Origin of the sequence: Shewanella inventionis (genome assembly GCF_019931735.1) — a bacterium.
In the GTDB taxonomy this organism is placed as follows: domain Bacteria; phylum Pseudomonadota; class Gammaproteobacteria; order Enterobacterales; family Shewanellaceae; genus Shewanella; species Shewanella inventionis.
Map to the genome: position 1 here is coordinate 2,783,480 of NZ_CP082926.1, position 21,506 is coordinate 2,804,985.

Genomic DNA, 21,506 nt, shown 5'->3' on the forward strand with positions numbered 1-21,506 from the left:
AGGTCACATTTATAAAGGTTATAGATTAAAAACCCTTTTCTTTTTGTTACGCTTTAGTATAAATTAAAACAACTGTTTTAATTATTCGTTTTAAGAGAGCCCTATGTATCCATATCAAGCCCCATTAAAAGACATGCAATTCTTGCTAGAAAACGTTTTTGATGCGCCAACAACCTGGCAGCAACTTCCAGCAATGGCAGAAACGGTAGACATGGATACTGCGTTAGCCATCTTAGATGAATCAGCCAAAATTAGCCGTGATCTACTGCAACCTTTAAACCGCAATGGCGATGAGCAAGGTGTTGTTCACTCTGGCAACGACATTATTACCCCAGACGGTTTTAAAGAGGCCTATAACCAGTTTGCTGAAGGCGGCTGGGTAGGGTTGTGCGGCGAAGCTGATTTTGGCGGCATGGGCATGCCGAAAATGCTTGGGGTATTAGTTGACGAAATGGGCTACAGCACCTGTAACGCTTTTACCTTATATAATTCTCTTACAGCGGGCGCGGCTTTGTGTATCCATGCCCACGCAAGTGATGACTTAAAACAAACCTATTTACCTAATTTATATTCTGGCCACTGGGCTGGCGCAATGGACATGACAGAGCCGCATGCTGGCTCTGATCTTAAAGGGATCCGCACCAAGGCTGAACCATTAGATGATGGCAGCTATGCCATAACAGGTAACAAGATTTTTATTACCGGTGGCGATCAAGATCTAACAGAAAACGTGATTCATCTCGTGTTGGCTAAATTACCTAACTCAAAAGGTATTTCGTTATTTCTTGTACCTAAAATCAGTGTTAACTCAGATGGCAGTTTAGGTGAGCCAAACGGGGTTACTGTAGGCTCAATTGAGCACAAAATGGGCCTTAAAGCCTCAGCAACGTGTGTAATGAATTACGACAACGCAAAAGGCTTTTTGATAGGCGAGCCCGATCGCGGTTTAGTATGCATGTTTACCATGATGAACTACGAGCGGTTAGCCATAGGCTTACAGGGCCTTGGCAATAGCCAAGCTGCATATCAATTGGCCAGTGATTACGCCAAAGAACGCCTACAAGGTGTTGCGGCTGCAGGTTCTGCAACTGGTGCAACATCTGACCCTATTATTGTGCACGGTGATGTGCGTCGTATGTTATTAACCATTCGCGCCATGACAGAAGCCGGTCGTGCATTGTCTGTGTATACAGGTAAGCAATTAGATTTAGCAAAATACGCCAGCGGTGATGTGCAAGCTAAAGCAGCAAGATACGTAGGTTTATTAACCCCAGTATCAAAAGCATTTTTAACCGATCGTGGTTTAGACGCAACCATCATGGGGCAGCAAGTTTTTGGCGGCCATGGTTATATCCGCGAAACCGGTATTGAGCAGTTTGTTCGTGATACTCGCATTGCCCAAATTTATGAAGGCACAAACGGTATACAAGCCATTGACTTTTTAGGGCGTAAAATTACCTACGATAATGTAGCGACGTTAACTGAGTTTGTTGCTGATGTTAATGCAAGCCTTGCTGAGTTAACTCAGGCTAGCCCAGCACATAAAGCCACTGTCAGTCAGGTATTTTCTGAGTTATTAGTCACAGCCAATTACATTAACGATAATAAGAAAACCCAACCTGCACTGGTTAACGCTTGCGCGGTCGATTTCTTAGATGCCTTTGGTTATGCGCTTTACGGTTACTTCTGGTTATTGATGGCAGATAAAGCCTCAAACCATGAAGACAACACCTTTGCCGCGCAAAAGCAGTATGTAGCCGATTTTTATATGGACAAGTTGCTGAGCAAGTCGCAATACCATTTATCGCAAGTTAATCAAGGTGATAAGTCTATTATGGCGATGCCAGCTGAGATGTTCTAAGCATCGATGGCATCGAAGATAGTCACATTAAATTAGTCACGCTATATTAGTCATTAGGTGACAAACAGCAGTAAAGCCTTCCACTGGAAGGCTTTTTAATGTCTGTAAGCTTTTCTTTTAGTATTGGTTACTTACTGCGTTTCCAATAAATAAATGCAGCTATAGCAACCAAAGCAATGGCTGGTGTTAGTTCTAATAAATGATGAAACAACCCAACACCACCATGTCCCTCATGCGCCATAGCAAGAGACGGAATAGTGGCCAGGATGAAGGCGAGTGATAAATATTTCATGGTGTGTGGTCCTTTTGTTTTGCACCTGTTGTAGCGCTTTTTGTTGTGTAATGTGTTGTTAATAAGCCAATAAACAATTTCAAGTATCTAATACCAGTTGCATTAACATCATGTCTTCGCCGTCTATCACCTGTGTATGATGGCTATTACAAACCGGGCAAATAATGGTTCTCTCTTGTACTTCTGATTGCTTATCACAGGTACGACACTGCAACACTAATGGCTGAATATTCATCACCAGTTTTGCATTATGGCATCGTGTTTCAAGTTTAAAGGTGTCAAATGCTTGAGCTAACAATGCTGGCTCTACACCACTTAATATGCCTATTTTAAGCTCAACCTGTTCAATGGATTTTGCTGAGTTAGCTAATGCAAGTTCTTCACATTGTTCCATTAATGACATCACAATCGAGTATTCGTGCATTAACAGATCCTTGGTAATAATTCTCCTTGGGGTAAATCTAAATAGCGGCTGCTACCCCAAGGCGTGTTGAGTATCACTTTGCCTACTTGTTTATCAGTGACATGGCCGATAATGGCTGCGTGTTCGCAATGACCATAACGTTGCATTATTTCAATCACGCCCAAGGCAATCTCTTGCGGCACAGATACTAAAAAGGTGCCTTCATTAGCTAAATCAAAAGGCTCAAATCCAAATAATTCGCATAAGCCTTTGACTTCATCGCATACTGGGATGGCGGTTTCATCTACACTAATGCCAACATTAGAGGCTACAGCCCATTCATTTAATACTGCAGAAATTCCCCCTCGAGTGGCATCGCGCATCGCATGGATTTTGACGTTTGCTGCCAGTAATTGCTCAACAATAGGCCACAGCGTATCGCAATCACTGTATAGCGATGACTCAAGGGTTAACCCATCACGAGCCATTAAAATTGCAGCGCCATGACGGCCTATGTCTCTAGAGACAATAATCGCATCGCCTAACTGTAAGTTACGTACTGAAATATCGGGGTTTAAAATGCGCCCAACACCAGAGGTATTAATAAATAGCCCATCGGCACAGCCTTTAGGCACTACTTTTGTGTCTCCGCAGACAATTCTGGCGCCAGATTTATGTAACTCTTCAGCCATGCTGTTCACTATGGTGTTTAAGTCATCAAGCGCAAAACCTTCTTCAATAATAAAGCTGCAACTTAAATATTCTGGTTGTGCTGCCATCATGGCAAGATCATTGACAGTACCAGCGACGGCTAATTTCCCAATATCGCCACCAGCAAAAAAAAGTGGTGAAACGGTAAAAGAGTCAGTGGTAAAGGCAATATGGCCACACATCTTTAATTTGGCGGCATCTTCTTGTGAGGCTAAAATAGGGTTATTAAACGCCTTAAAAAACATCTCAGTAATTAACTGATTCATTTCTTTACCGCCACCACCATGGCTCAGTTGAACTGTTTTTTTAGTTGCCATTTTGCACCTCTCCATAGCGATAATAAGCGTTACAAGCCCCTTCTGAGCTCACCATACAACTGCCTAATGGCGTTTGTGGGGTACAGCCTCGGCCAAATACCTTGCAGTCTTTAGGATTAGCTAATCCACGTAAAATGTCGCCACACTGGCAGGCTTTATGGTCATCGATTTCGGCTGTTGGTAGCACCTTAACGAAGATACGTTCGGCGTCTCGGTGTTGATATTCGGGCTTTAAGGCTAGTGCTGAGCGCGAAATGGGACCAAGTCCGCGCCAACGAAAACTGTCTCGCACCATAAAGTATTTGTTCACCAGTTGCTGTGCAGCGACATTACCTTCATAGGTCACAGAGCGGCTGTACTGAATATCGAGTTGCGCCTCATTTGCCACTTTTTGTTTAACAATGCGTAAAATCGACTCCATCACGTCAACAGGCTCAAAGCCAGACACCACCACAGGCGTGTTGTAGGTGTCGACAGCTGGCTGATAAATTTTGGCGCCACTAATTACGCTTACATGGGCTGGGCCAATAAAAGCATTAACCTGAGCACGACTGTCTGCCATTACAGCATCAATTGCAGGTGGTACAAGCACATGATTAATATGAAACAACAAATTAGCGATATTTTGCGCTTCTGCCTGTGCCAGTAATGCTGCTGTCATTGGGGTTGAGGTTTCAAAGCCGATGGCAAAAAATATTACTGTTTTATCTGGGTTATCACGGGCAATGGTTAATGCATCGAGTGGATCGTAAAGAGGGCGGATATCGCAGCCTTGAGAACGAAATTGCGCCAAACTGCCCATTGAGCCGGGCACACGGATCATATCGCCTAAGGTCACTAAAATGACATTTTCTTGGCTGGCTAGCACTGTAGCATGGTCAATGCGCTCTTTTGGCATCACGCAAACAGGGCAGCCTGGCCCGTGAATAAACCGAATGTTATTTGGCAGCAGTTGCAATAACCCGTATTTCATAATGGTGTGAGTATGGCCGCCGCACACTTCCATTATATTAATTTGCGCTGTGGTCAGTGCTGCTTGCTCACGTATGAGTGCCGCTAAATGTGCAATGGTTTTTGGATCTCGAAACCCTTGATAGAAATCATTAAGGGTAATCATTACTCAGACTCCAGTTGCATTTTTTCAACAATCTCTTGGTATAAATCGAGACTTTGCTGGGCATCTTTCTCATCGATTTTATTCATTACAAAACCAATATGTATTAATACATAGTCACCTGGGCTTAATGGCTCGGTCATTAAATGACTACTTACACGGCGCTTAACGCCTAATGTGTCAACAGTTACACTTGCATCATCATGTATTTCAACAATTTTAGAGGGTACTGATAAACACATGATTATCGCTCCAGATTGGCGCTGATCCATTGCGCAAAGGCATTCATTGAATCAGAATTTTTCACAGATAACACAAAAAGTTCAACATTCGGGTTAAGTTTGTGCAGTTGCTGTTTTGCCTGTTCAATATCAAAATCAAAGTAAGGCAGAAGGTCCGATTTGGTAATCACTACCACGTCAGCACGGCGAAACATCACCGGATACTTTTCAATTTTGTCATCGCCTTCTGGGACCGACAGCAATACAATATTTTTGTGGGTACCCACATCGTAACTGGCAGGGCAAACCAAATTGCCAACGTTCTCTACAAAGCAAATGTCGATGGGATTTAAATCCATATGATGCAATGCGCCATGCACCATAAAGGCATCGAGGTGACAGGCTGAGCCAGTTTGTATTTGATATGCATTAATCCCTTTAGCTAGCAGACGGTCGGCATCGCGTGAGGTTTCTAAATCACCTTCGATCACCGCATATTTTTGCTCAAGGTACTCTTGTAAGCATTCAAGGAGCGTGGTTTTGCCACTGCCAGGGCTGCTCATTAAATTAAACGCTGTCACATGGTGAGAGGCAAAATGATCTCGGTTATGCTGGGCCTCAACATCGTTTTTATCCAAAATTTTATGAATAACCGCTAAGGTTTTTTTGTCGTTTAATTGAGGATTGCTGTGGAGATGGTCGCCATGATGATGACCCGTATGATCCTGTGTGATAGAGCAGCCGCAATCTTTGCACATAATATTTCCCTAACCTGACTTTTCTTATTTCTAGTGTCAGATAACTTACACATGGATTCTTTGACACATATCAGCTTTTAATCAAAACAACGCGTCCTTACGCAGCATCTAGTGTAAAAATGTGATCGGCCCCACAAGCGCTAAGTCGTTACAGGGGGAGTCTGTGATGTTTTTGGTATAAATCTTTGTAATCCATACCATAACTGGCCAAGTGCAATACCGCCGTCATTAATGGGTACATATTGACTTGCTAATACCGGATGCTGGTTAAGCTGAGCGTTTGTTAAGCACTGGTTTAATAGGGTTTTGTTTTGAAATACGCCACCGCAAAAAACCATGGGGATATGGCGATAATCTCTCGATATCACATCGATTTGCTCAGCAATTTGCGCCATAAAATGCCAGCACACTTGTTGAATATGCACATTTTCAGGTGTTGATACAGCGAGCGGGTTGTTTGTGTGATGCGCTGCAGTTACTAGCTCGGTGATCAAGGCGCTGCTGTTCCATGTTATTGTTGAAGATCCACTCTGCGGTGTGGTTATGCGCTGTAATGTTATGGTTTGTGCGCCATTGTTATTTATTTCGTGGCCAGTATTTGGGTGAGTTTTACGCTTAAGATAGAGATTAGCAGCCGTTTCTATCATCATTCCGGCCTGGCCTTCATATTGATTTTGTTCAAGTAAATTAAGACCCACCGCCAAAGCATCAAATAAACGACCAACAGAGCGACATGGAATACAGTGACGGTTATTACGCCACAATGTGTATAAGTTTCTTACGGTATTCTCACCTAAGTGTTGAATGGCGTTTATCGGTAATGTAAGGATGTGCTCAACGGATAAATGCTCAAACAGCAGAGCTAATAAAATACGCACAGGTTGCTTAATGGCCTGCTCACCACCGATAAGCGAAAACTCACTAAAATGGGCGAGGGTACGATACCCATGAATATCGGCAAGCATCACTTCGCTGCCCCATAACACGCCATCGTCACCAAGGCCTGTGCCATCAAAGCTTATCCCCAATACACTATCCGTGTGTTGATTGACCGCCATTACAGACAACACATGTGCATAATGATGCTGTACGCCAATGCAATGCGCTGCAGGTAATGCATGTTGCTGTTGGTAATTACATGCCCATTGGCTTGGTGCATATTGTGGATGCTTGTCATGTACGATATGGCTGGGAGTAAAGTCATACAAGCGGTTAAATGTGGCTAAGCTTTGGTGAAAATACGTTTGTGCCTCAAGACTAAACAAATCACCAATGTGCGGCGATAACATCATGCAATGGTCAAAACCGAATGCGACAGCATTTTTTTGCTGTGCACCTACCGCTAAAATATTGCAGCCAAGTGACTCATGAGTTGCAGCTTGGTTTTCATTCTCAGCGGTTGTCGCTACCTGACGGTTTATGGTCAATGGCGCATAGCCACGGGCCAGGCGGATCACTTGTAATTGATGGTTGATCACTTGCACCACACTGTCATCACAAGCATTAATAATGGGCCTGTTATGGTCAACAATAGCGTCTACAACGTGCCCAAGATGACGCTCAATTTCTGCTTTGCTACCAATAATGGGCTCACCGCTTCGGTTAGCACTCGTTGCCACTATGGGGTTGTCGAGTGCTTGCATCAATAAATAATGCAATGGTGTATAGGGTAAAAACACCCCAAGACGGTCAATTCCAGGGGCAAGTTGCTCGCTCAGTTTAAGCGGATTGTTGACCTGTTTAGTTAATAAGGTGATGGGCTTCTCTGCGCTAGTTAATACCTGCCATTCTGTGTCATTACCCGTAACGCACAGCTTTGCTTGGGCCAAGTCTTTTACCATAATTGCCAGAGGTTTTGCTGGGCGCTGCTTACGCAAGCGTAATTGGTTTACGGCGGTGTCGTTAGCGGCATCACACACAAGATGAAACCCACCTAAACCTTTAATGGCCACAATGGCGCCACGTTTAATGAGTTCAGCGGTATCAATGAGAGGGTCGTTATATAGCAATGGTGCAAATCGATCATTTAATAGGGTTAACTGCAATTGTGGCCCGCACGTTGGGCAACTAACTGGCTGTGCATGATAGCGGCGGTTGAGTGGATCTGTGTATGCATTGTGGCATTGGTTACACATAACAAAATCGGCCATAGCAGTATTGCAGCGGTCGTATGGCAAGGCCTTAATAATGCTGTAACGTGGGCCGCAATTAGTGCAATTTGTAAAGGGGTATAAATAATGGCGATTAAACGGATCGTTTATCTCGTTAATACAATCCTCACAGACACTTTTGTCTGCAGAAACGGCTACATTTGCATGCTCGCCATCAACCGCCTGGCTGTCAATAATGGTAAATGCGTTAAAAGGAGATAATGGTTCAATATAGGTTTTATCAATACTGTCTATTCTGGCCAATGGGGGCGGCGATGTGGTTAACGTATTAATAAATTGGCTGATAACATTTGACTCACCTTGGAGTTCGATGGTTACGCCATGGTGATTATTGAGCACAGTGCCAAGTAAATTAAGTTGTTTAGCTAAACGATATACAAAGGGGCGAAACCCAACCCCTTGTACAATACCTTTTACTACAATGATCACTTGTTGTACTGATGCCATACTCAATCTGCCGTTAAATTAGACAGTGCTATTTTAACGTTTATCCACGGCGCTGTTTGAGATATAGCCCACCAATTGCGATATTAACGCCATCAAGATCGAGTAATGGGTTAACCACCAGCGGATAATTTTTACCGATGCGCAATTGAATGCGTTCGGTCAATACTGGGTTTGCAAAATCACTGCCTGCAAGCACCAGTTGTTTAATGCCAATATTTTGATCCACATGCTCAATCCAATGGCTTAAATAATCGGCAAACGAGTCATGAAACGCAAACGCAAGTTTTGCCAAATTGGCATCGCCAGCCAGTTTAAAACTCATTAACGCCCCAAGTGTTTTACACCAATTTAGGCTTCTGTGTGCCATCCCTTTTGTTAACGGAAAGTCAATCCGCGGTGCGCTATTACCCTGGTAAGACATGGCTAACGAGATAAATCTGTCTGCTAAAGCCATGACACTGATCTGTTTATTGTCTCGTTTGTGGCTTTGCTCAGCGCCAATCACGACGGCACAAGCGGCCATTAACTGGTTGAGCCGGCCATCGTTTGCACTAAAGTGTAAATCCAGTAACTGGTTGTACTCTTTGGGATGCAGTTGTTTAAATTTGTCGAATAAACTTTTTTGCGCCGAGTCCTGTAGGGCGTGACACAACTCATATCCATTATGAGGAAGCTCAGGCAGTTCAAAAAATAGCTCAGCTTGGCTGTTATCATCCATGGTCACAATTTGGCATGGGTGATGTTGACTGAAATACAGCACCGCAGCATGTTTTACAAACTGGGGTTTACCATAATGCTCGTTGCTATTATGGCGTAAAAGGCCAGCAGATAGGGCTCGCAGGCTTTTGTTAATATTGGCATCATCAGCAGAGGTTACACTTTGGTTTATTGTGTAAGTAGCCGCCTGTTGTTGAGCCGTACAAAGCGATATAACATGCCATGCCAATTCGTTGTGATGGCTTTTTACCACATATTTGTGGGTATCAGTTTTATAACTGCTTTCATCGTGTAAACAGGTTAGGTTTGTTGGCAACGGGATATGGCCGTCAGCATAACTGGTTATCGGCAACCAACTCTTGGCAATACTGGCCAGGTACAAAGGCGGATCCATTTTGGCTTTATCTACTTCATCTTGATAAACATACACCCAATGCACGCCTTTTTGGCGCAGCATTTCAGTTAATATTACCAGTAAGCGATTTTCTGCAAATTGAATATCATACAAAGGGGCATGAAGGCTTGGGTGATCGCTACTTGGCCTTACCCTTAAAATGGGCTTTTCTATGCTCGACAACGCCAGTACCTGATTGTCATTTACACAAAATTGGCTGTTTAGCGAGTTAGGATTACACACTAATATCCGTTGTCTTTGATATGTACTATTTGCCGTGTTATTTGCCGTGATTGGCGATATTGCCAGGGCGATCCCAAGCATAGGTAAAGCAAGGGTTTGTTCACTGAGTAATTGACCTGCCATTGCTGCAATGTCTAGCCGAGTTAACGATTTTTGCTCACGGCTTAATTTGAAATGGCCTTTACAGTGCTCACAAGCTAAGTTGATGTCACCAAAGTTGGGGTGTTGATTGTCGCCAAATTGCGGCTGACAATGCTGACAAAAATACAAGGGTAGGCCTTGGTGCTTAATATCCGCAAACGGTGTGTTTTTACCTGTTTTAGATTCAATGCGTTTAATTTCAGTTTTTTGCAGCCAAACCGACAGCAAAAAGTCACTGGCAATGTCATCGGCTAACGACTCAAGCTGTGCTTGTTGAGCATAAGCCTCAATAAAATAACAGACGGCCCCATCTTCTTGTTGTGGCTCACAACCAATACTAATGGCTAACGCCGTACGTGTTAAATAGTGATTACATAAATGCTCGTACAATGGCACCGGGCGCTGGCAAACAAAATCAAATCGAATGTTATGCATCGACATAGCAACCTCGCTTATAGGCATCAGGGATCACATGACTAATGGCAATATCTGCAACGCAGTCATAGGTAAAACCAATGGATGACATATGCCTAAGCAGTGCCTTTTCCATTGTGGGTATTGCATCAAGCAGGTGATTGGTTAGGCCTAAAACCATGGGTTCAATAACGGTTGGGGTTACACCTAACACAAAGGTATGCGGTCTATCGCCAACGATGTCCATCATGTTGAGGGTTTGCAGCATTTCGACTTCGTGGGCACTGCCTTGCCAGTCAATTTCAGCTGGGGCGTGGTCAAAATCAAAAAAATACACTTCGCCTGGGCCGACGCCCACACTGTTTACGGTATCAACCACAATCAAATGATCATACTGACAAATGATGGGAATAAGCCCCTGGGCTAAAGTGCCGCCATCAATAATATCCAGTTGTTCATGTGCGTGGTTAAATTGATATTTATCTTTGATATAATTGACAAAATGTACGCCGACACCTTCGTCGGCATACAATACATTGCCTATACCTAACAGCAATATTTTTTTCACGCTTATTAGTGATCCTTATGGTAGTCGTAACCTGACACGATAGAGTCGACAGAGTTATGTTTAAAGCGAATACCAGACCACACCGCCATATACACATGGATCACCACAAAGATGATAAATGCCCATGTTAAATAGTGATGAATAATCCGTAAGTTAGCTAATCCGCCACACCAGGCTGTTAACCAGGCCGATACGTCTGCGAGTAAACCACCTACACCCAAGTGATACACATTGGCATACAGTACCAATCCGGTAATACAGATGATTAATGCCACAAACGAAATGGCCACATAGGTGACAAACTGCAATGGGCCGTAAACCCCAGCTTTATGCAAATGCCCCATCCAAATGTAAGATTTAAGCTGAACAATCCAGCTGTTAATACTCAGTACATCCTTAAACGATTTTCGCTCAATGTTATTGCGGCTAAAAAAATACAAATAAAACCGCACTAGGGTGATACTTGTGAGTAAAAAGCCAAACACGATATGTGCAAAGCGGATCCAGCCTTGCACCAGCACATCAGAGCTTTCTGGTGCCACTAAAAATGGCCACGAGAGATAAAATCCCGTGATCACCAACACCAAAATGGCCAAGGCCCTCAGCCAGTGAAATATGCGAATTGCCGGAGTAAATATCAGCTTCCTGTGGTGGGTTGCGATATGTTCCATACTTTTATCCCTCCTAATCCAACAGCCTAATTAAAATCCGTTAGGATCAATTTTAAATTGGCCAAGCGTTTGCTTGTTGTAATCCATCACATGGACAGAACACGCCATACAAGGATCAAACGAATGGATAATACGAATGACCTCCAATGGCTTAGTTGGATCTTCAAGTTTTAAGCCAATAAGTGATGCTTCATATGGCCCCATTTTGCCATTAGCATCTACAGGCCCAGCATTCCAGGTGGTGGGTACCACAGCTTGATAGTTTTCTACCTTGGCATCTTTAATGCGGATCCAATGGCTTAACATGCCGCGTGGCGCCTCAATCATGGAGTAACCTTCATAAACTTTATTAGGGTCAATTTCAGGTTTTACATAGGTTGATTCGTCTGACTGCATATTGGTTAATAGCGCATCAAACGTGGCTAAACTGGCCTGGCCGACGAGCACGGTTTGCAACATACGAGCAGCGGTTCTACCTAAGGTGGTAAATAGCGCATCGATAGGTAAACCAGTGCGAGCCAACAGACCATCAACGGCATTTACCACGGTTTGATTACCACGGGCGTAGTTGACTAATAAGCAGGCGAGTGGGCCTACCTCAACGGGCTCATCTTGGTAGCGCGGTGATTTCACCCATGAGTATTTACCATCGCCATCTAACGTGGGCAATTTGCCATACACGGTGTCGCGTTCAACAAACCCTGTGTAATCTGGCACCGTTGTGCCTTCATAAGGGTGCTGTGGACCATCGGCTTTGTACCAGGCGTGGGTAACATCTTCGCGGATTAAATCAGGATTAATGTCCATCACATTGGCTAAATCGCCTTTAATGATTACCCCCTGGTTAAACAAGTATTCGCCGTCGGCCATAATAAAATCATCGCCACACAAGAAACTGTTTACATTAACGCCGCCAAGCACACTGGCCTCAGTGCCAAAAGCCTCTGCTGCCATGACAATATCAGCTTGATAAGCACGCTCAATAAAGTCTTGTACAATAGCGTGTTTTTGTTTCCACTCTTGTAAACGTGCAGGGCTTAGCATGTCGCGTACAGAGGTAACACCACCCACCACAATCGATTGTGGGTGAGGTGATTTACCGCCAAAAATAGCTAGCATTTCGGCTGCCACACGCTGAACTTCTAACGCTTTTAAGTAGTGCGATAACGCAATAAGGTTTTGTTCAGGGCTAAAGCGATAAGTACCATTGCCCCAGTACGCATTAGCAAAGGGGCCAAGCTTGCCAGTTTCAACTAACCCTTTTACTCGTGCTTGTACTGCTTTTAATTCACCTTCACCTGCAGCGATGGGCGCATCAGAATATTGCATGGCCACCTTGGCTGCTAAAGCTGGGTCGGCGCTTAATGCCGAGACCACATCAACCCAATCTAAACCGTGTAAGTGATAAAAATGCACAATATGGTCGTGCATGTATAACGACGACTGCATCAAACTACGTAAATACTTTGCATTGAGCGGAATTTTTACCCCTAATGCATCTTCAACCGCTTCAGTACCGCAGCGATAGTGGGAATAAGTACAAACACCACAAATACGCTGCACAATTAAGCCCACATCCATTGGAATACGGCCCTTTAAAATCACTTCAATGCCACGCCACAAGGTAGATGATGACCAGGCTTTAGTAATGACATTATTGTCATCAACTTCTACCTCTACGCGTAAATGGCCTTCGATACGGGTGATAGGGTCGATTACGACACGTTTACTCATGATTATTCCTCCAAAGGCTTAGCAAATACGCTAGCAACAGCATGGGCGCCAATACCAACAACGGTCGCACCTAAAATTACCGCTCCAATTGTGTCAGCGGTGGCATCAATGCCATGTAAAAGTTGACGTCCTAACGGTTTTTCAAAATCCGCCATGTCATCCCAAAAATTCGGTTCAGAGCAGCCCATACAGCCATGACCGGCTAACACAGGCCAACTGGTGTGGTGGTTAAAGCGTTCTGTTGGGCAGTTGTTGTAGGTATAAGGGCCTTTACAACCCACTTTGTATAAGCAGTAACCTTCTTTAGCGCCTTCATCGCCAAACTCTTCAACAAACTCACCTGCATCAAAACGGCCGCGGCGTTCACAGTTATCATGTACCCGTGCGCCATAAGCCCATTTGGGTCGGTTAAACATGTCAAGCGCAGGTAATTTGCCGAACATAATGAAGTACATTAACGTGCCAACAATGTTCTTTTCACTCGGTGGACAACCGCCTAAATTGATAACGGTTTTATTCACCACTTCGTGCACGCCTTTAGCACCGGTTGGGTTTGGCGCCGCCGCTTGTACACCACCAAAGGCTGCACAGGTACCGACAGACACAATCGCCGCAGCATTGGCCGCAGCCTCTTTAACTATGTGCAGCCCAGTGTGACCTTTACAACCCACGGTTAAAAACGCGCCGTTATTGGCCGTAGGCACTGCACCTTCAACTGCCAGTAAATAACGGCCTTTGTAGGTTTCTAAGGCATGCTCTAGGTTTTCTTCTGCTTGCCATCCCGAAGCCGCCATTAAGGTTTCGTGATATTCAAGCGAGATATGGTCGAAAATAAGACTGTCTAAATTGGGCGAATCAGTCCGAATGAGCGACTCAGAACACCCTGTACATTCGGCCATGTGCAGCCAAATTAACGGCACCCTATCAGCTAACTCAGCCGCTTCGGCGACCAAATTACTAAAGGGTAAGGGTAGAGCAAACATTGCGGTGACCGATGCGGTCCATTTAATGAAGTCTCGACGAGATATGCCTATGTCGGCCATTTTTTGTTGTAATGACTTGGGCTGACGCTGGGCAAATTGGCGTAAATAATCAAGACGCTCTTGGCCTTGCTTATAAAGGGCTGCATGTGTGTCCATGTTGATACCTTCTGCTTAATTTAGCGTGGTGCTAATAAATAGTTGCATTCCATCAGTATCAATATTAAAACTCGGTTAATTATCCACTTTGATGTAAATCAAATTATCATACTTCCCCTTACTCTAAGTGCGGTAATTTGGTCAAATACATGATGTTGATCAAGTTAACAAAAATGACAATAGACAAAATGTCTCAGTTTCCATCGCGAGATCCTGTCTACCCACATCGAGTTATGGGTGGTGGGTGAACACATAGTGGAATTGAAACCTATTACCGGTATAACCTTGTTTTCTGCCCCCAATCGCCATAAAGTGTCGGCTAGTGTCTAATCACTAAAAAAACAAATAAAAATAGGTAGCAGGTTTGGTAGAAACATTAACGTTAGTCACCGATTTTCTTCTCGAAAACAAATTATTATTAACCGCACTGTTAATTGTATTGATATCACTGTTCAAGCAATGGCTAGTCGCTATTATTCGTGGCAATGTGTCTTTTTTAACCGACAGGCAGCGTAAATGGATTTCACGCAGCAAAAATGGCATTTTTCTATTAACAATCACAATGTTATTTATGCTTTGGCAAACCGAAGTCAGTAAATTTGCCTTGTCGGTAACCGCAATAGCTATTGCCTTTGTTGTTGCCTCTAAAGAAATTATTTTATGTTTTACCGGCTCGATACAGCGGGCGAGTTCGCGCTCGTTTGTGATTGGAGACTGGATAGAAGTGGGCAATATTTACGGCCAGGTAATTGAACACAACTTAATGGCAACCGTGATCCAAGAAATCGATCTGGTCAATGGTCAGTACCATTTCACCGGTAAAACAGCCACATTACCTAACAGCATGTTTTTTACTTATGCCGTAAAAAACCATAACTTTATGAAACGGTATGTGTACCACCACATGACCATTACCGTAGCGCAATTTGTGAATTTGTATCCATTATTGCCTGAGCTCACAAACAAAATTGAATCTTATTGCGAAGATTTTATCGAGGTCGCTAAACGCTATAACAGCGTGATTGAAAAACATGCAGGTGTTGATTTGCCGGGTAGCGAGCCGCACATTCATATCAGCAGCGGCGCAACGGGTGAACAAAACGTCAACATTATGATTTTTTGCCCTACAGAGCGGGCGATCGCATTAGAACACAAAATAAGACAAGATTTTATGGAGGCGTTTGAACAACGCTTTAAGCAGGCTTAATCTCGTTCATCGTCATCAAGCGACATTGCGTGTTTAATTTCATCACTGCTAAAGCCTTTGCGAGACAAATACGCATAGGCTTTAGACTTATCCTTATAATCGGTTAAATCATAACGCTTTTTTGCTAACTGGTTTTTACAGCTTTGATAAAAATCGATGTCATCAGCCAGGCTTAGTTGATAAACCGTGTCTTCAAAGTCGGTTACATCAATTAAGCGTTGCTTGAGTTCTTGCAAAATGAGGGTTTTACCTTTGCCTTTATTGAACAGCTTAATGATCTCCTGACGCAAATCCGCTTTGTCTGCTTTAATGGCTAAGGTAGAACGAAGTGAATCGCGCTCAGGGTGCTGAGATATCGCGTGGTCTATCTCAGCGTGAGTAAAGCCTTTGGTGGTCATGTGAGCATAAACTTTTTCTTTACTGGTGCCGGTAAACTGTTCAAATTTATTTTGTAGTCTTGTGCTCGCCATTGTTAACGGATCAACCTGTAGTGCATGCATAACGTGCTCGATGGCGCTTTCAATATCTGCCATCGCAATACCGCGTTGTTGCAGCTTACGTTTAATCGCGCCTGGGCCAATGTCATGGCTAAAGGCTAACTCACAATAGCGCTTTGTAAAATCAGCATCATTTTTTAAATATCCAGCGTCAATCAATCTCGCAATCACGGTGGCAATCCATTGTGGATTATCTGTTTTGCGCGCCAATTTTTGCTGCATTTCATTCACGGTATAATCTTGCTGGCCAAGGTGCCAATAAGCATGACTCAATACATGTTCAATAGTTTGAGCTTGACGAAGTGTAGTACGTGGCATAATGGACTGATCTTTAATAGTAAATAAAAAATAATCTAGCAGAAACTGGACTGGCTTATTTTAAAGCCTCACCATAAAACAACACGGCTAATCATAATCCGCGAGATCTATCGTCGCTAAAATATGTAATGCCTGGCTAAAGTCTAATTGCTCAACAGCGTCAATAAGGGCGGATAACTCAGGCTTAATGGCACTATTATTAGCGGTATTGGCTTGTAATTGTTGGCAAAGCTCAATGGCATCAAGATTATTATCAATTAACTGTTGTTTCAGCGTTTTGAGTAAGGGCTGAATGCCTAACGTTGATGCCGATGATGTGTGAGTAGCGGTTTGTTCATTACTGGTGGCCAATAATGCGTTAATGTCATTAAGTTCAGTATGCGCGACAGCGGCGACGTGTTTGGCTAAATTGACAATGTGCGGAGCATTAAGGCTGTCATAGTCACTAAGCTGCTTTAATGCAAGCTCAAAGTCATACAAGGCGTGATGAAGACTAGCAAACCCCGCCGTACCTGAGGTGCCTTTAAGCGTATGCACAGTAACCAAAAGCGCCTTACTGTCGCCTAGTGACATCAACGTATCAATGGTGAGTAGCTGCTCGGTAAGATTAGCTTGAAAAATCGTGAGCAAACGCCGATAAAATTGCACATTACCAGCAAAGGGCTTTAGCAAAGAGTCTAGCGTCATGCTGGTATTTGTTGAACCATTATCATCTGAGCTTTGTGCACAAGCGCTGTCAACCTTGGGCGGGTTAACGTGCTTTTTATCTGCATTCATAACAGCGCCTCTTTGTGCATTAATAACAACGGTGGGTAATTGCTTTGTCCACACCGTCTGTTGTGCAACATAGGTACATAAGCCAAATTATTCATATTAAATGAATGATTCAATCTTTTTATTCAATCCATTTTTTCAATAGCTTAGTTTGCTACATTAGCAATAATAATACAATATTAAGGTCTGTTATGCTTTTGTGAGTGTAATGTTGTCATTTTTAGATGTCGCTCAGGGCCTCAACTAATTGGAGTTAACATGCCGTTAGAGAAAATTTTACACATAGAAGACGATGAATCGATACGAGTTATTGTTGATATGGCGTTAGTGGATATTTCAGGTTATACCCTGGTGTCTTGTGCAAGCGGGCAAGATGCAATTAACCAGGTAGAACAATATACGCCTAACTTGATCTTGCTCGACGCCATGATGCCAGGTATGGACGGTTTACAAACGCTGATTGAATTACGTAAAAAGTCATCTTATCAACAGATCCCAGTTGTGTTTATGACCGCACGTATACAACAATCAGAACAGCAAGAATATCTCGATGCGGGCGCCGTCGCTGTTATTGAAAAGCCATTTGATCCTATGAGCCTTGGTAATCAATTAGCGACCATCTACCAAACGTTTATTACCGCAGCAGACAATCATTCTTCGGAGTAACTAATGCAAAAGCCTGTTAAACCCAAAACAGAGCAACAACGACTGAGCGCATTGTTCAACACAGGCCTGTTAGATACCGAGCCAGAGCCGCGCTTTGACCGTTTAACCCATTTAGCCCAGCTTTGTTTAGGCACTGAGATTGTTCTAGTGTCATTAATCGACAGCGATAGACAATGGTTTAAATCAAGGCAAGGTCTTGATGCATGCGAAACTCACCGAGATATTTCTTTTTGTGGCCATACCATTTTAGGTGACGAGATTTTTGAAATACCCGACGCCGTAGTCGACAACAGATTTACAGATAATCCGCTGGTTCTTGATGCCCCCTTTATTCGCTTTTATGCCGGTGTGCCCTTGTCAATTAATGGGGCAAACATTGGTACGCTTTGCTTTATCGACAGCAAACCACGCCAATTTACCGACAAAGAACGCCAAATCGCAGAGCAGTTTGCCAAGAGTATTGAGCAAGAAATCGTAGACAGGTTACAAGAACAGGCTCATTCGGAGCTACTTGAAAGCGACAAAATGTACCGGCTAGTGCTCGAAGGCACTCAAATAGGCACATGGCAATGGAATGTACAAACAGGTGAAACCGTATTAAATGAACGTTGGGCCGAAATTATTGGTTACCAACTTGAAGAGCTAACCCCGATATCTCTAGACACCTGGTTAACCAAGGTGCATCCCGACGATTTAACCCTGTCTGAGCAATCATTACAGGATCATTTTAGCGGCTCAACTACTTTTTATGACATCGAATGCCGCATGAAACACAAACACGGCCATTATGTGTGGGTGAGGGCTCGCGGCAAAGTTGTCAGCTACAGCAAAGATGGTAAGCCGCTAATGATTTGCGGTACCCACGCCGATATCACAACACAAAAAGTGAACGAGTTAGCCTTAAAGCAAAGCCGAGATCAACTCTACAAACTGACACAAGAGCTGCCTGGGGTGGTGTATCAATTTCAGTCTTGGCCAGATGGTCGCTCAGCATTTCCATTTGCAAGCTCAGGTATTGAGGCCATCTATGGTGTCACGCCAGAAGAAGTGCGCCTAGACGCATCAACAGCATTTAACAGAATTTATTTAGAAGACCTAGAAGCAATCGCTCACAGTATTGAGCTGTCTAGCCAGAACCTTAGTGTTTGGGAGTTGGAGTACAGAGTACACAGTAACGACAATGCGCTAAAGTGGTTATCAGGCAGTGCCACACCAGAAAGAATGCCAGACGGTAGCACCTTGTGGCATGGTTACATACAAGATATTACTCAAACCAAAGAGCATTACCTCAAACTAGAAGAGCTAAATATACAGCTTGGCATTGCACAGCAAAGCCTCGACCTAGCCAGCGAACAGGCGCAAATCGGCTATTGGCAAGCGTCGCTCAAACAGGGCACATTATGGTGGTCGCCAATCATTTACCAAATTTTTGGTTTAAATGAGCAAGACTTTAGCCCAAGTGTCAGCTTATTTAAACGCGCAATACATCCCGACGATGTGGCAAAAGTTGAAAAAAGCGAAGATCAAGCAAGAGTCACCGGTATTCACAATGTCGTCCATCGCATTATACGCCCTAACGGCGAGGTACGTTGGGTACATGAACTAGGCCAACTCGTGTCTGAAGACAAAAACCCAGAGTTAATTATGATTGGCTCGGTACAAGACATTACCGACAGGATGAAATTACAAAAAATAAAAGATGATTTTATTTCTACCGTCAGTCATGAGTTACGTACCCCGTTAACCTCAATTTTTGGATCGTTAACCCTATTGCAGTCTGGCAAGTTAGCCGCATTGCCTGAAAAAGCCCAAAAACTCATCGACATCGCCAGCAGTAACTGTCAACAACTGAGTCGGTTAATTAACGATTTACTCGATATTGAAAAACTTGCAGCAGGCAAAATGTCATTTGAAATGAAGCCATCTCACATTATGCCGCTACTTCAACGCGCCTTAAAAGATCATCAACCCTATGCCGATTTACACCACATAAGCTTAACCTTACAAGTTAATCAGCCAATGGATGAGCTGTTATTGTTTGTCGACGAACACAGATTGCTGCAAATTTTGACCAACTTTTTGTCTAATGCGGTTAAGTTTTCACCGCAAGGCGAAAGCGTAACCTTGTCTGCTACGCTGATGGACGAACAAATTGAAATTGCAGTACAAGATCAAGGCAGTGGCATACCTGACGATTTTAAAGGCAAAATATTTGAACGTTTTTCTCAAGCTGACGCCAGTAGCTCAAAAGCAAAAGGCGGCACAGGGTTAGGGTTAGCACTGTGTAAAGAGCTCATACAAGCGATGAACGGCAGCATAGGGTATCAATCTGAACCCGGCTCAGGCGCCCGGTTTTATGTACGCTTACCCATAATGAAATAAAGTCTACATAATCCCAGTAACGCAAACCTGTCACTGGGATTTTTATTGGCCAGTGCATAGATGAGTGATTACTTATTGGGTGTTGTGGCTGCTTTGCTCAACAATTCAAGCACATTACAGCCTGTAATGTGATGGCGTTGTTTAAGAAACTGCGGATTGTTATACAACAAACACTTTATTGTGTGCATCTTCTGTAATTAACACCTTTTGCGGTAAATCAATGGCAACCTCATTGAATACTTAATAAACAAAATGCTTTTTTTGACTATTTATTCACTTTTGCGCGTAGGGGTTAAAAAATTACCGAGGGTAATACCTTTCTTCTTTGCATAAAAGAGCATAAGGCTGCATAAATATGCTGGTGGTCAGGCTGTGTTTACGGCTAATTCATTGGCATATCCATTTATTTCGCTACGTTCAAAAGCACTAAAGTTGTAAACTACCTCGTTAAAAGAGTGTCAGTTCAGTTTGTAGATCAGAGGTACTGTTTGGCGTCACATCATTCGTTATTAAATCACCAGCGCTACTTTGAGCGTATCGGCCCAGACTATCGTAATGGCTGCTCGGTGAGCTTTTTAGACATCAAACACACCTTTGCCTTACGCCACATTCGTGTGGGTAAATGGGTTAATAAAACCGAGTCGGCATTAGCCGCAAACTTAATTTTTGACTCACTGGCCGATCTTGCCAATATTTTACGGGTTCCACCTGCATTAATAGGCTTACGTGGTAGCCTAAAATTTGCCTTTGGCTCAGGCGGGCAAAAAGGCGTACAAGCACATTATGCACCAATGCATCGAGAGTTGGCGTTAGCCAAAAATGCCGGAGCAGGGGCATTAGCCCACGAGTTTTGGCATGCATTCGACCACTACATCGCCAGTAAAATGTTCACGAGCCACAACCTGCTAGACCCATACCAAAGTGCTTTAGCCTGTGCCAGCGACAACTGGCTGGCAGACAAAGCCATAGTAAATCACCCGCTTAATCAGCAATTGGCTAATGTGTTTAAAGTTACCTTGTTAAGCGCCAACGGCCAAGAACCCCACGATTATGTACGCCGCTCAATCGCATTAGACAAATCACAACGCTGTCATTATTTTGCTAAACCCACCGAAATGATGGCGCGCGCTTTTGAATCCTGCATTGAAATGTATTCACATCAATACGCACAAATCAGCAATCCTTACCTGGTAAACAGTACTATAAACTCACCACTATCAAAGCTAGGCGCACATCCTGACGCCGAGCATTGTCGTGAAATTTACACAGCCTTAATGGAATATTTTGAACCGCTCGGAGTGGCATTTGATAAGCAAGAGAATGGATAGGCATTTTTTTATATTAAA

The 21,506-nt window shown here is 43.5% G+C and carries 19 protein-coding genes; 5 read left to right on the plus strand and 14 right to left on the minus strand.

Annotated elements, in window-relative coordinates:
• Positions 1 to 103: 103 nt before the first annotated feature.
• Positions 104 to 1,861 (plus strand): acyl-CoA dehydrogenase C-terminal domain-containing protein, encoded by a 1,758-nt coding sequence (locus K8B83_RS12385; protein WP_223417364.1) that lies wholly within the window; start codon positions 104 to 106, stop codon positions 1,859 to 1,861.
• A 127-nt stretch (positions 1,862 to 1,988) separates the two neighbouring features.
• Here K8B83_RS12385 and K8B83_RS12390 read toward each other — a convergent pair whose 3' ends face one another.
• The 12 genes from K8B83_RS12390 to hyaA all read right to left on the minus strand — a co-directional run bounded on the left by K8B83_RS12390 (position 1,989) and on the right by hyaA (position 14,316).
• Positions 1,989 to 2,153 (minus strand): hypothetical protein, encoded by a 165-nt coding sequence (locus K8B83_RS12390; RefSeq protein WP_188740486.1) that lies wholly within the window; start codon positions 2,151 to 2,153, stop codon positions 1,989 to 1,991.
• A 79-nt stretch (positions 2,154 to 2,232) separates the two neighbouring features.
• Positions 2,233 to 2,577 (minus strand): hydrogenase maturation nickel metallochaperone HypA/HybF, encoded by a 345-nt coding sequence (locus K8B83_RS12395; protein WP_223417365.1) that lies wholly within the window; start codon positions 2,575 to 2,577, stop codon positions 2,233 to 2,235.
• Positions 2,577 to 3,584: a hydrogenase expression/formation protein HypE gene (gene hypE, locus K8B83_RS12400; protein ID WP_223417366.1), complete on the minus strand. Its 1,008-nt coding sequence runs from the start codon at positions 3,582 to 3,584 to the stop codon at positions 2,577 to 2,579. Before hypE ends, K8B83_RS12395 begins: the two co-directional genes overlap by 1 nt.
• Positions 3,574 to 4,701: a hydrogenase formation protein HypD gene (gene hypD / locus K8B83_RS12405; protein ID WP_223417367.1), complete on the minus strand. Its 1,128-nt coding sequence runs from the start codon at positions 4,699 to 4,701 to the stop codon at positions 3,574 to 3,576. The genes hypE and hypD overlap by 11 nt, the downstream gene beginning before the upstream one ends.
• Positions 4,701 to 4,940, minus strand: a complete 240-nt coding sequence (locus K8B83_RS12410) for a HypC/HybG/HupF family hydrogenase formation chaperone (RefSeq protein ID WP_188740482.1) — start codon at positions 4,938 to 4,940, stop codon at positions 4,701 to 4,703. The genes hypD and K8B83_RS12410 overlap by 1 nt, the downstream gene beginning before the upstream one ends.
• Positions 4,941 to 4,942: 2 nt before the next feature.
• Entirely contained in the window at positions 4,943 to 5,677 is a 735-nt protein-coding gene (gene hypB, locus K8B83_RS12415; RefSeq protein WP_188740481.1) for a hydrogenase nickel incorporation protein HypB, read from the minus strand.
• Between the two features lie 140 nt (positions 5,678 to 5,817).
• Complete coding sequence (gene hypF, locus K8B83_RS12420) at positions 5,818 to 8,295, minus strand: carbamoyltransferase HypF (RefSeq protein ID WP_223417368.1); 2,478 nt, start codon at positions 8,293 to 8,295, stop codon at positions 5,818 to 5,820.
• A gap of 40 nt (positions 8,296 to 8,335) precedes the next feature.
• The gene (locus K8B83_RS12425; protein WP_223417369.1) at positions 8,336 to 10,231 is read right to left on the minus strand and encodes a NiFe hydrogenase; all 1,896 of its coding nucleotides are present in this window, start codon (positions 10,229 to 10,231) and stop codon (positions 8,336 to 8,338) included.
• Positions 10,218 to 10,772 (minus strand): HyaD/HybD family hydrogenase maturation endopeptidase, encoded by a 555-nt coding sequence (locus K8B83_RS12430; RefSeq protein ID WP_223417370.1) that lies wholly within the window; start codon positions 10,770 to 10,772, stop codon positions 10,218 to 10,220. Before K8B83_RS12430 ends, K8B83_RS12425 begins: the two co-directional genes overlap by 14 nt.
• Positions 10,773 to 10,777: 5 nt before the next feature.
• Positions 10,778 to 11,443, minus strand: coding sequence for a Ni/Fe-hydrogenase, b-type cytochrome subunit (gene cybH / locus K8B83_RS12435; RefSeq protein WP_223417371.1), 666 nt, complete (start codon positions 11,441 to 11,443; stop codon positions 10,778 to 10,780).
• Between the two features lie 30 nt (positions 11,444 to 11,473).
• Complete coding sequence (gene hyaB / locus K8B83_RS12440; protein WP_223417372.1) at positions 11,474 to 13,177, minus strand: nickel-dependent hydrogenase large subunit; 1,704 nt, start codon at positions 13,175 to 13,177, stop codon at positions 11,474 to 11,476.
• Positions 13,178 to 13,179: 2 nt separating this feature from the next.
• On the minus strand, positions 13,180 to 14,316 hold the full coding sequence (hyaA, locus tag K8B83_RS12445) for a nickel-dependent hydrogenase small subunit (protein WP_188740475.1): 1,137 nt from the start codon (positions 14,314 to 14,316) through the stop codon (positions 13,180 to 13,182).
• 364 nt (positions 14,317 to 14,680) lie between these two features.
• Here hyaA and K8B83_RS12450 point away from each other — a divergent pair, with 364 nt between their 5' ends.
• A complete protein-coding gene (locus tag K8B83_RS12450) occupies positions 14,681 to 15,523 on the plus strand; it encodes a mechanosensitive ion channel family protein (RefSeq protein ID WP_188740474.1) in 843 nt (280 codons plus the stop codon).
• On the opposite strand, the gene K8B83_RS12455 is transcribed toward K8B83_RS12450, so the two are convergent.
• Together K8B83_RS12455 and K8B83_RS12460 are read right to left on the minus strand one after the other, a co-directional pair.
• Positions 15,520 to 16,338, minus strand: coding sequence for a RecX family transcriptional regulator (locus K8B83_RS12455; protein ID WP_188740473.1), 819 nt, complete (start codon positions 16,336 to 16,338; stop codon positions 15,520 to 15,522). The two genes, K8B83_RS12450 and K8B83_RS12455, sit on opposite strands and share 4 nt — an antisense overlap.
• Positions 16,339 to 16,425: 87 nt before the next feature.
• Complete coding sequence (locus K8B83_RS12460; RefSeq protein ID WP_188740472.1) at positions 16,426 to 17,115, minus strand: Hpt domain-containing protein; 690 nt, start codon at positions 17,113 to 17,115, stop codon at positions 16,426 to 16,428.
• Between the two features lie 255 nt (positions 17,116 to 17,370).
• On the opposite strand from K8B83_RS12460, the gene K8B83_RS12465 reads away from it, so the two are divergent.
• From K8B83_RS12465 to K8B83_RS12480, 3 genes are all read left to right on the plus strand, one after another.
• Positions 17,371 to 17,778 (plus strand): response regulator, encoded by a 408-nt coding sequence (locus tag K8B83_RS12465; protein WP_188740471.1) that lies wholly within the window; start codon positions 17,371 to 17,373, stop codon positions 17,776 to 17,778.
• Positions 17,779 to 17,781: 3 nt separating this feature from the next.
• The gene (locus K8B83_RS12475) at positions 17,782 to 20,160 is read left to right on the plus strand and encodes a PAS domain-containing protein (RefSeq protein WP_188740470.1); all 2,379 of its coding nucleotides are present in this window, start codon (positions 17,782 to 17,784) and stop codon (positions 20,158 to 20,160) included.
• 488 nt (positions 20,161 to 20,648) lie between these two features.
• On the plus strand, positions 20,649 to 21,488 hold the full coding sequence (locus tag K8B83_RS12480; RefSeq protein WP_188740469.1) for a CLCA_X family protein: 840 nt from the start codon (positions 20,649 to 20,651) through the stop codon (positions 21,486 to 21,488).
• The last annotated feature ends 18 nt before the right edge of the window (positions 21,489 to 21,506 follow it).

What these genes read in the sequence shown, in the direction of transcription:
- K8B83_RS12475 (WP_188740470.1), top strand. Translation starts at nt 17,782, where the DNA reads ATGCAAAAGCCTGTTAAACCCAAAACAGAGCAACAACGACTGAGCGCA.
- hypD (WP_223417367.1), bottom strand. Translation starts at nt 4,701, where the DNA reads ATGATTACCCTTAATGATTTCTATCAAGGGTTTCGAGATCCAAAAACC.
- hypF (WP_223417368.1), bottom strand. Translation starts at nt 8,295, where the DNA reads ATGGCATCAGTACAACAAGTGATCATTGTAGTAAAAGGTATTGTACAA.
- K8B83_RS12395 (WP_223417365.1), bottom strand. Translation starts at nt 2,577, where the DNA reads ATGCACGAATACTCGATTGTGATGTCATTAATGGAACAATGTGAAGAA.
- K8B83_RS12385 (WP_223417364.1), top strand. Translation starts at nt 104, where the DNA reads ATGTATCCATATCAAGCCCCATTAAAAGACATGCAATTCTTGCTAGAA.
- K8B83_RS12425 (WP_223417369.1), bottom strand. Translation starts at nt 10,231, where the DNA reads ATGTCGATGCATAACATTCGATTTGATTTTGTTTGCCAGCGCCCGGTG.
- hyaB (WP_223417372.1), bottom strand. Translation starts at nt 13,177, where the DNA reads ATGAGTAAACGTGTCGTAATCGACCCTATCACCCGTATCGAAGGCCAT.
- hyaA (WP_188740475.1), bottom strand. Translation starts at nt 14,316, where the DNA reads ATGGACACACATGCAGCCCTTTATAAGCAAGGCCAAGAGCGTCTTGAT.
- K8B83_RS12455 (WP_188740473.1), bottom strand. Translation starts at nt 16,338, where the DNA reads ATGCCACGTACTACACTTCGTCAAGCTCAAACTATTGAACATGTATTG.
- hypB (WP_188740481.1), bottom strand. Translation starts at nt 5,677, where the DNA reads ATGTGCAAAGATTGCGGCTGCTCTATCACACAGGATCATACGGGTCAT.
- K8B83_RS12465 (WP_188740471.1), top strand. Translation starts at nt 17,371, where the DNA reads ATGCCGTTAGAGAAAATTTTACACATAGAAGACGATGAATCGATACGA.
- K8B83_RS12410 (WP_188740482.1), bottom strand. Translation starts at nt 4,940, where the DNA reads ATGTGTTTATCAGTACCCTCTAAAATTGTTGAAATACATGATGATGCA.
- hypE (WP_223417366.1), bottom strand. Translation starts at nt 3,584, where the DNA reads ATGGCAACTAAAAAAACAGTTCAACTGAGCCATGGTGGTGGCGGTAAA.
- K8B83_RS12390 (WP_188740486.1), bottom strand. Translation starts at nt 2,153, where the DNA reads ATGAAATATTTATCACTCGCCTTCATCCTGGCCACTATTCCGTCTCTT.
- K8B83_RS12460 (WP_188740472.1), bottom strand. Translation starts at nt 17,115, where the DNA reads ATGAATGCAGATAAAAAGCACGTTAACCCGCCCAAGGTTGACAGCGCT.
- cybH (WP_223417371.1), bottom strand. Translation starts at nt 11,443, where the DNA reads ATGGAACATATCGCAACCCACCACAGGAAGCTGATATTTACTCCGGCA.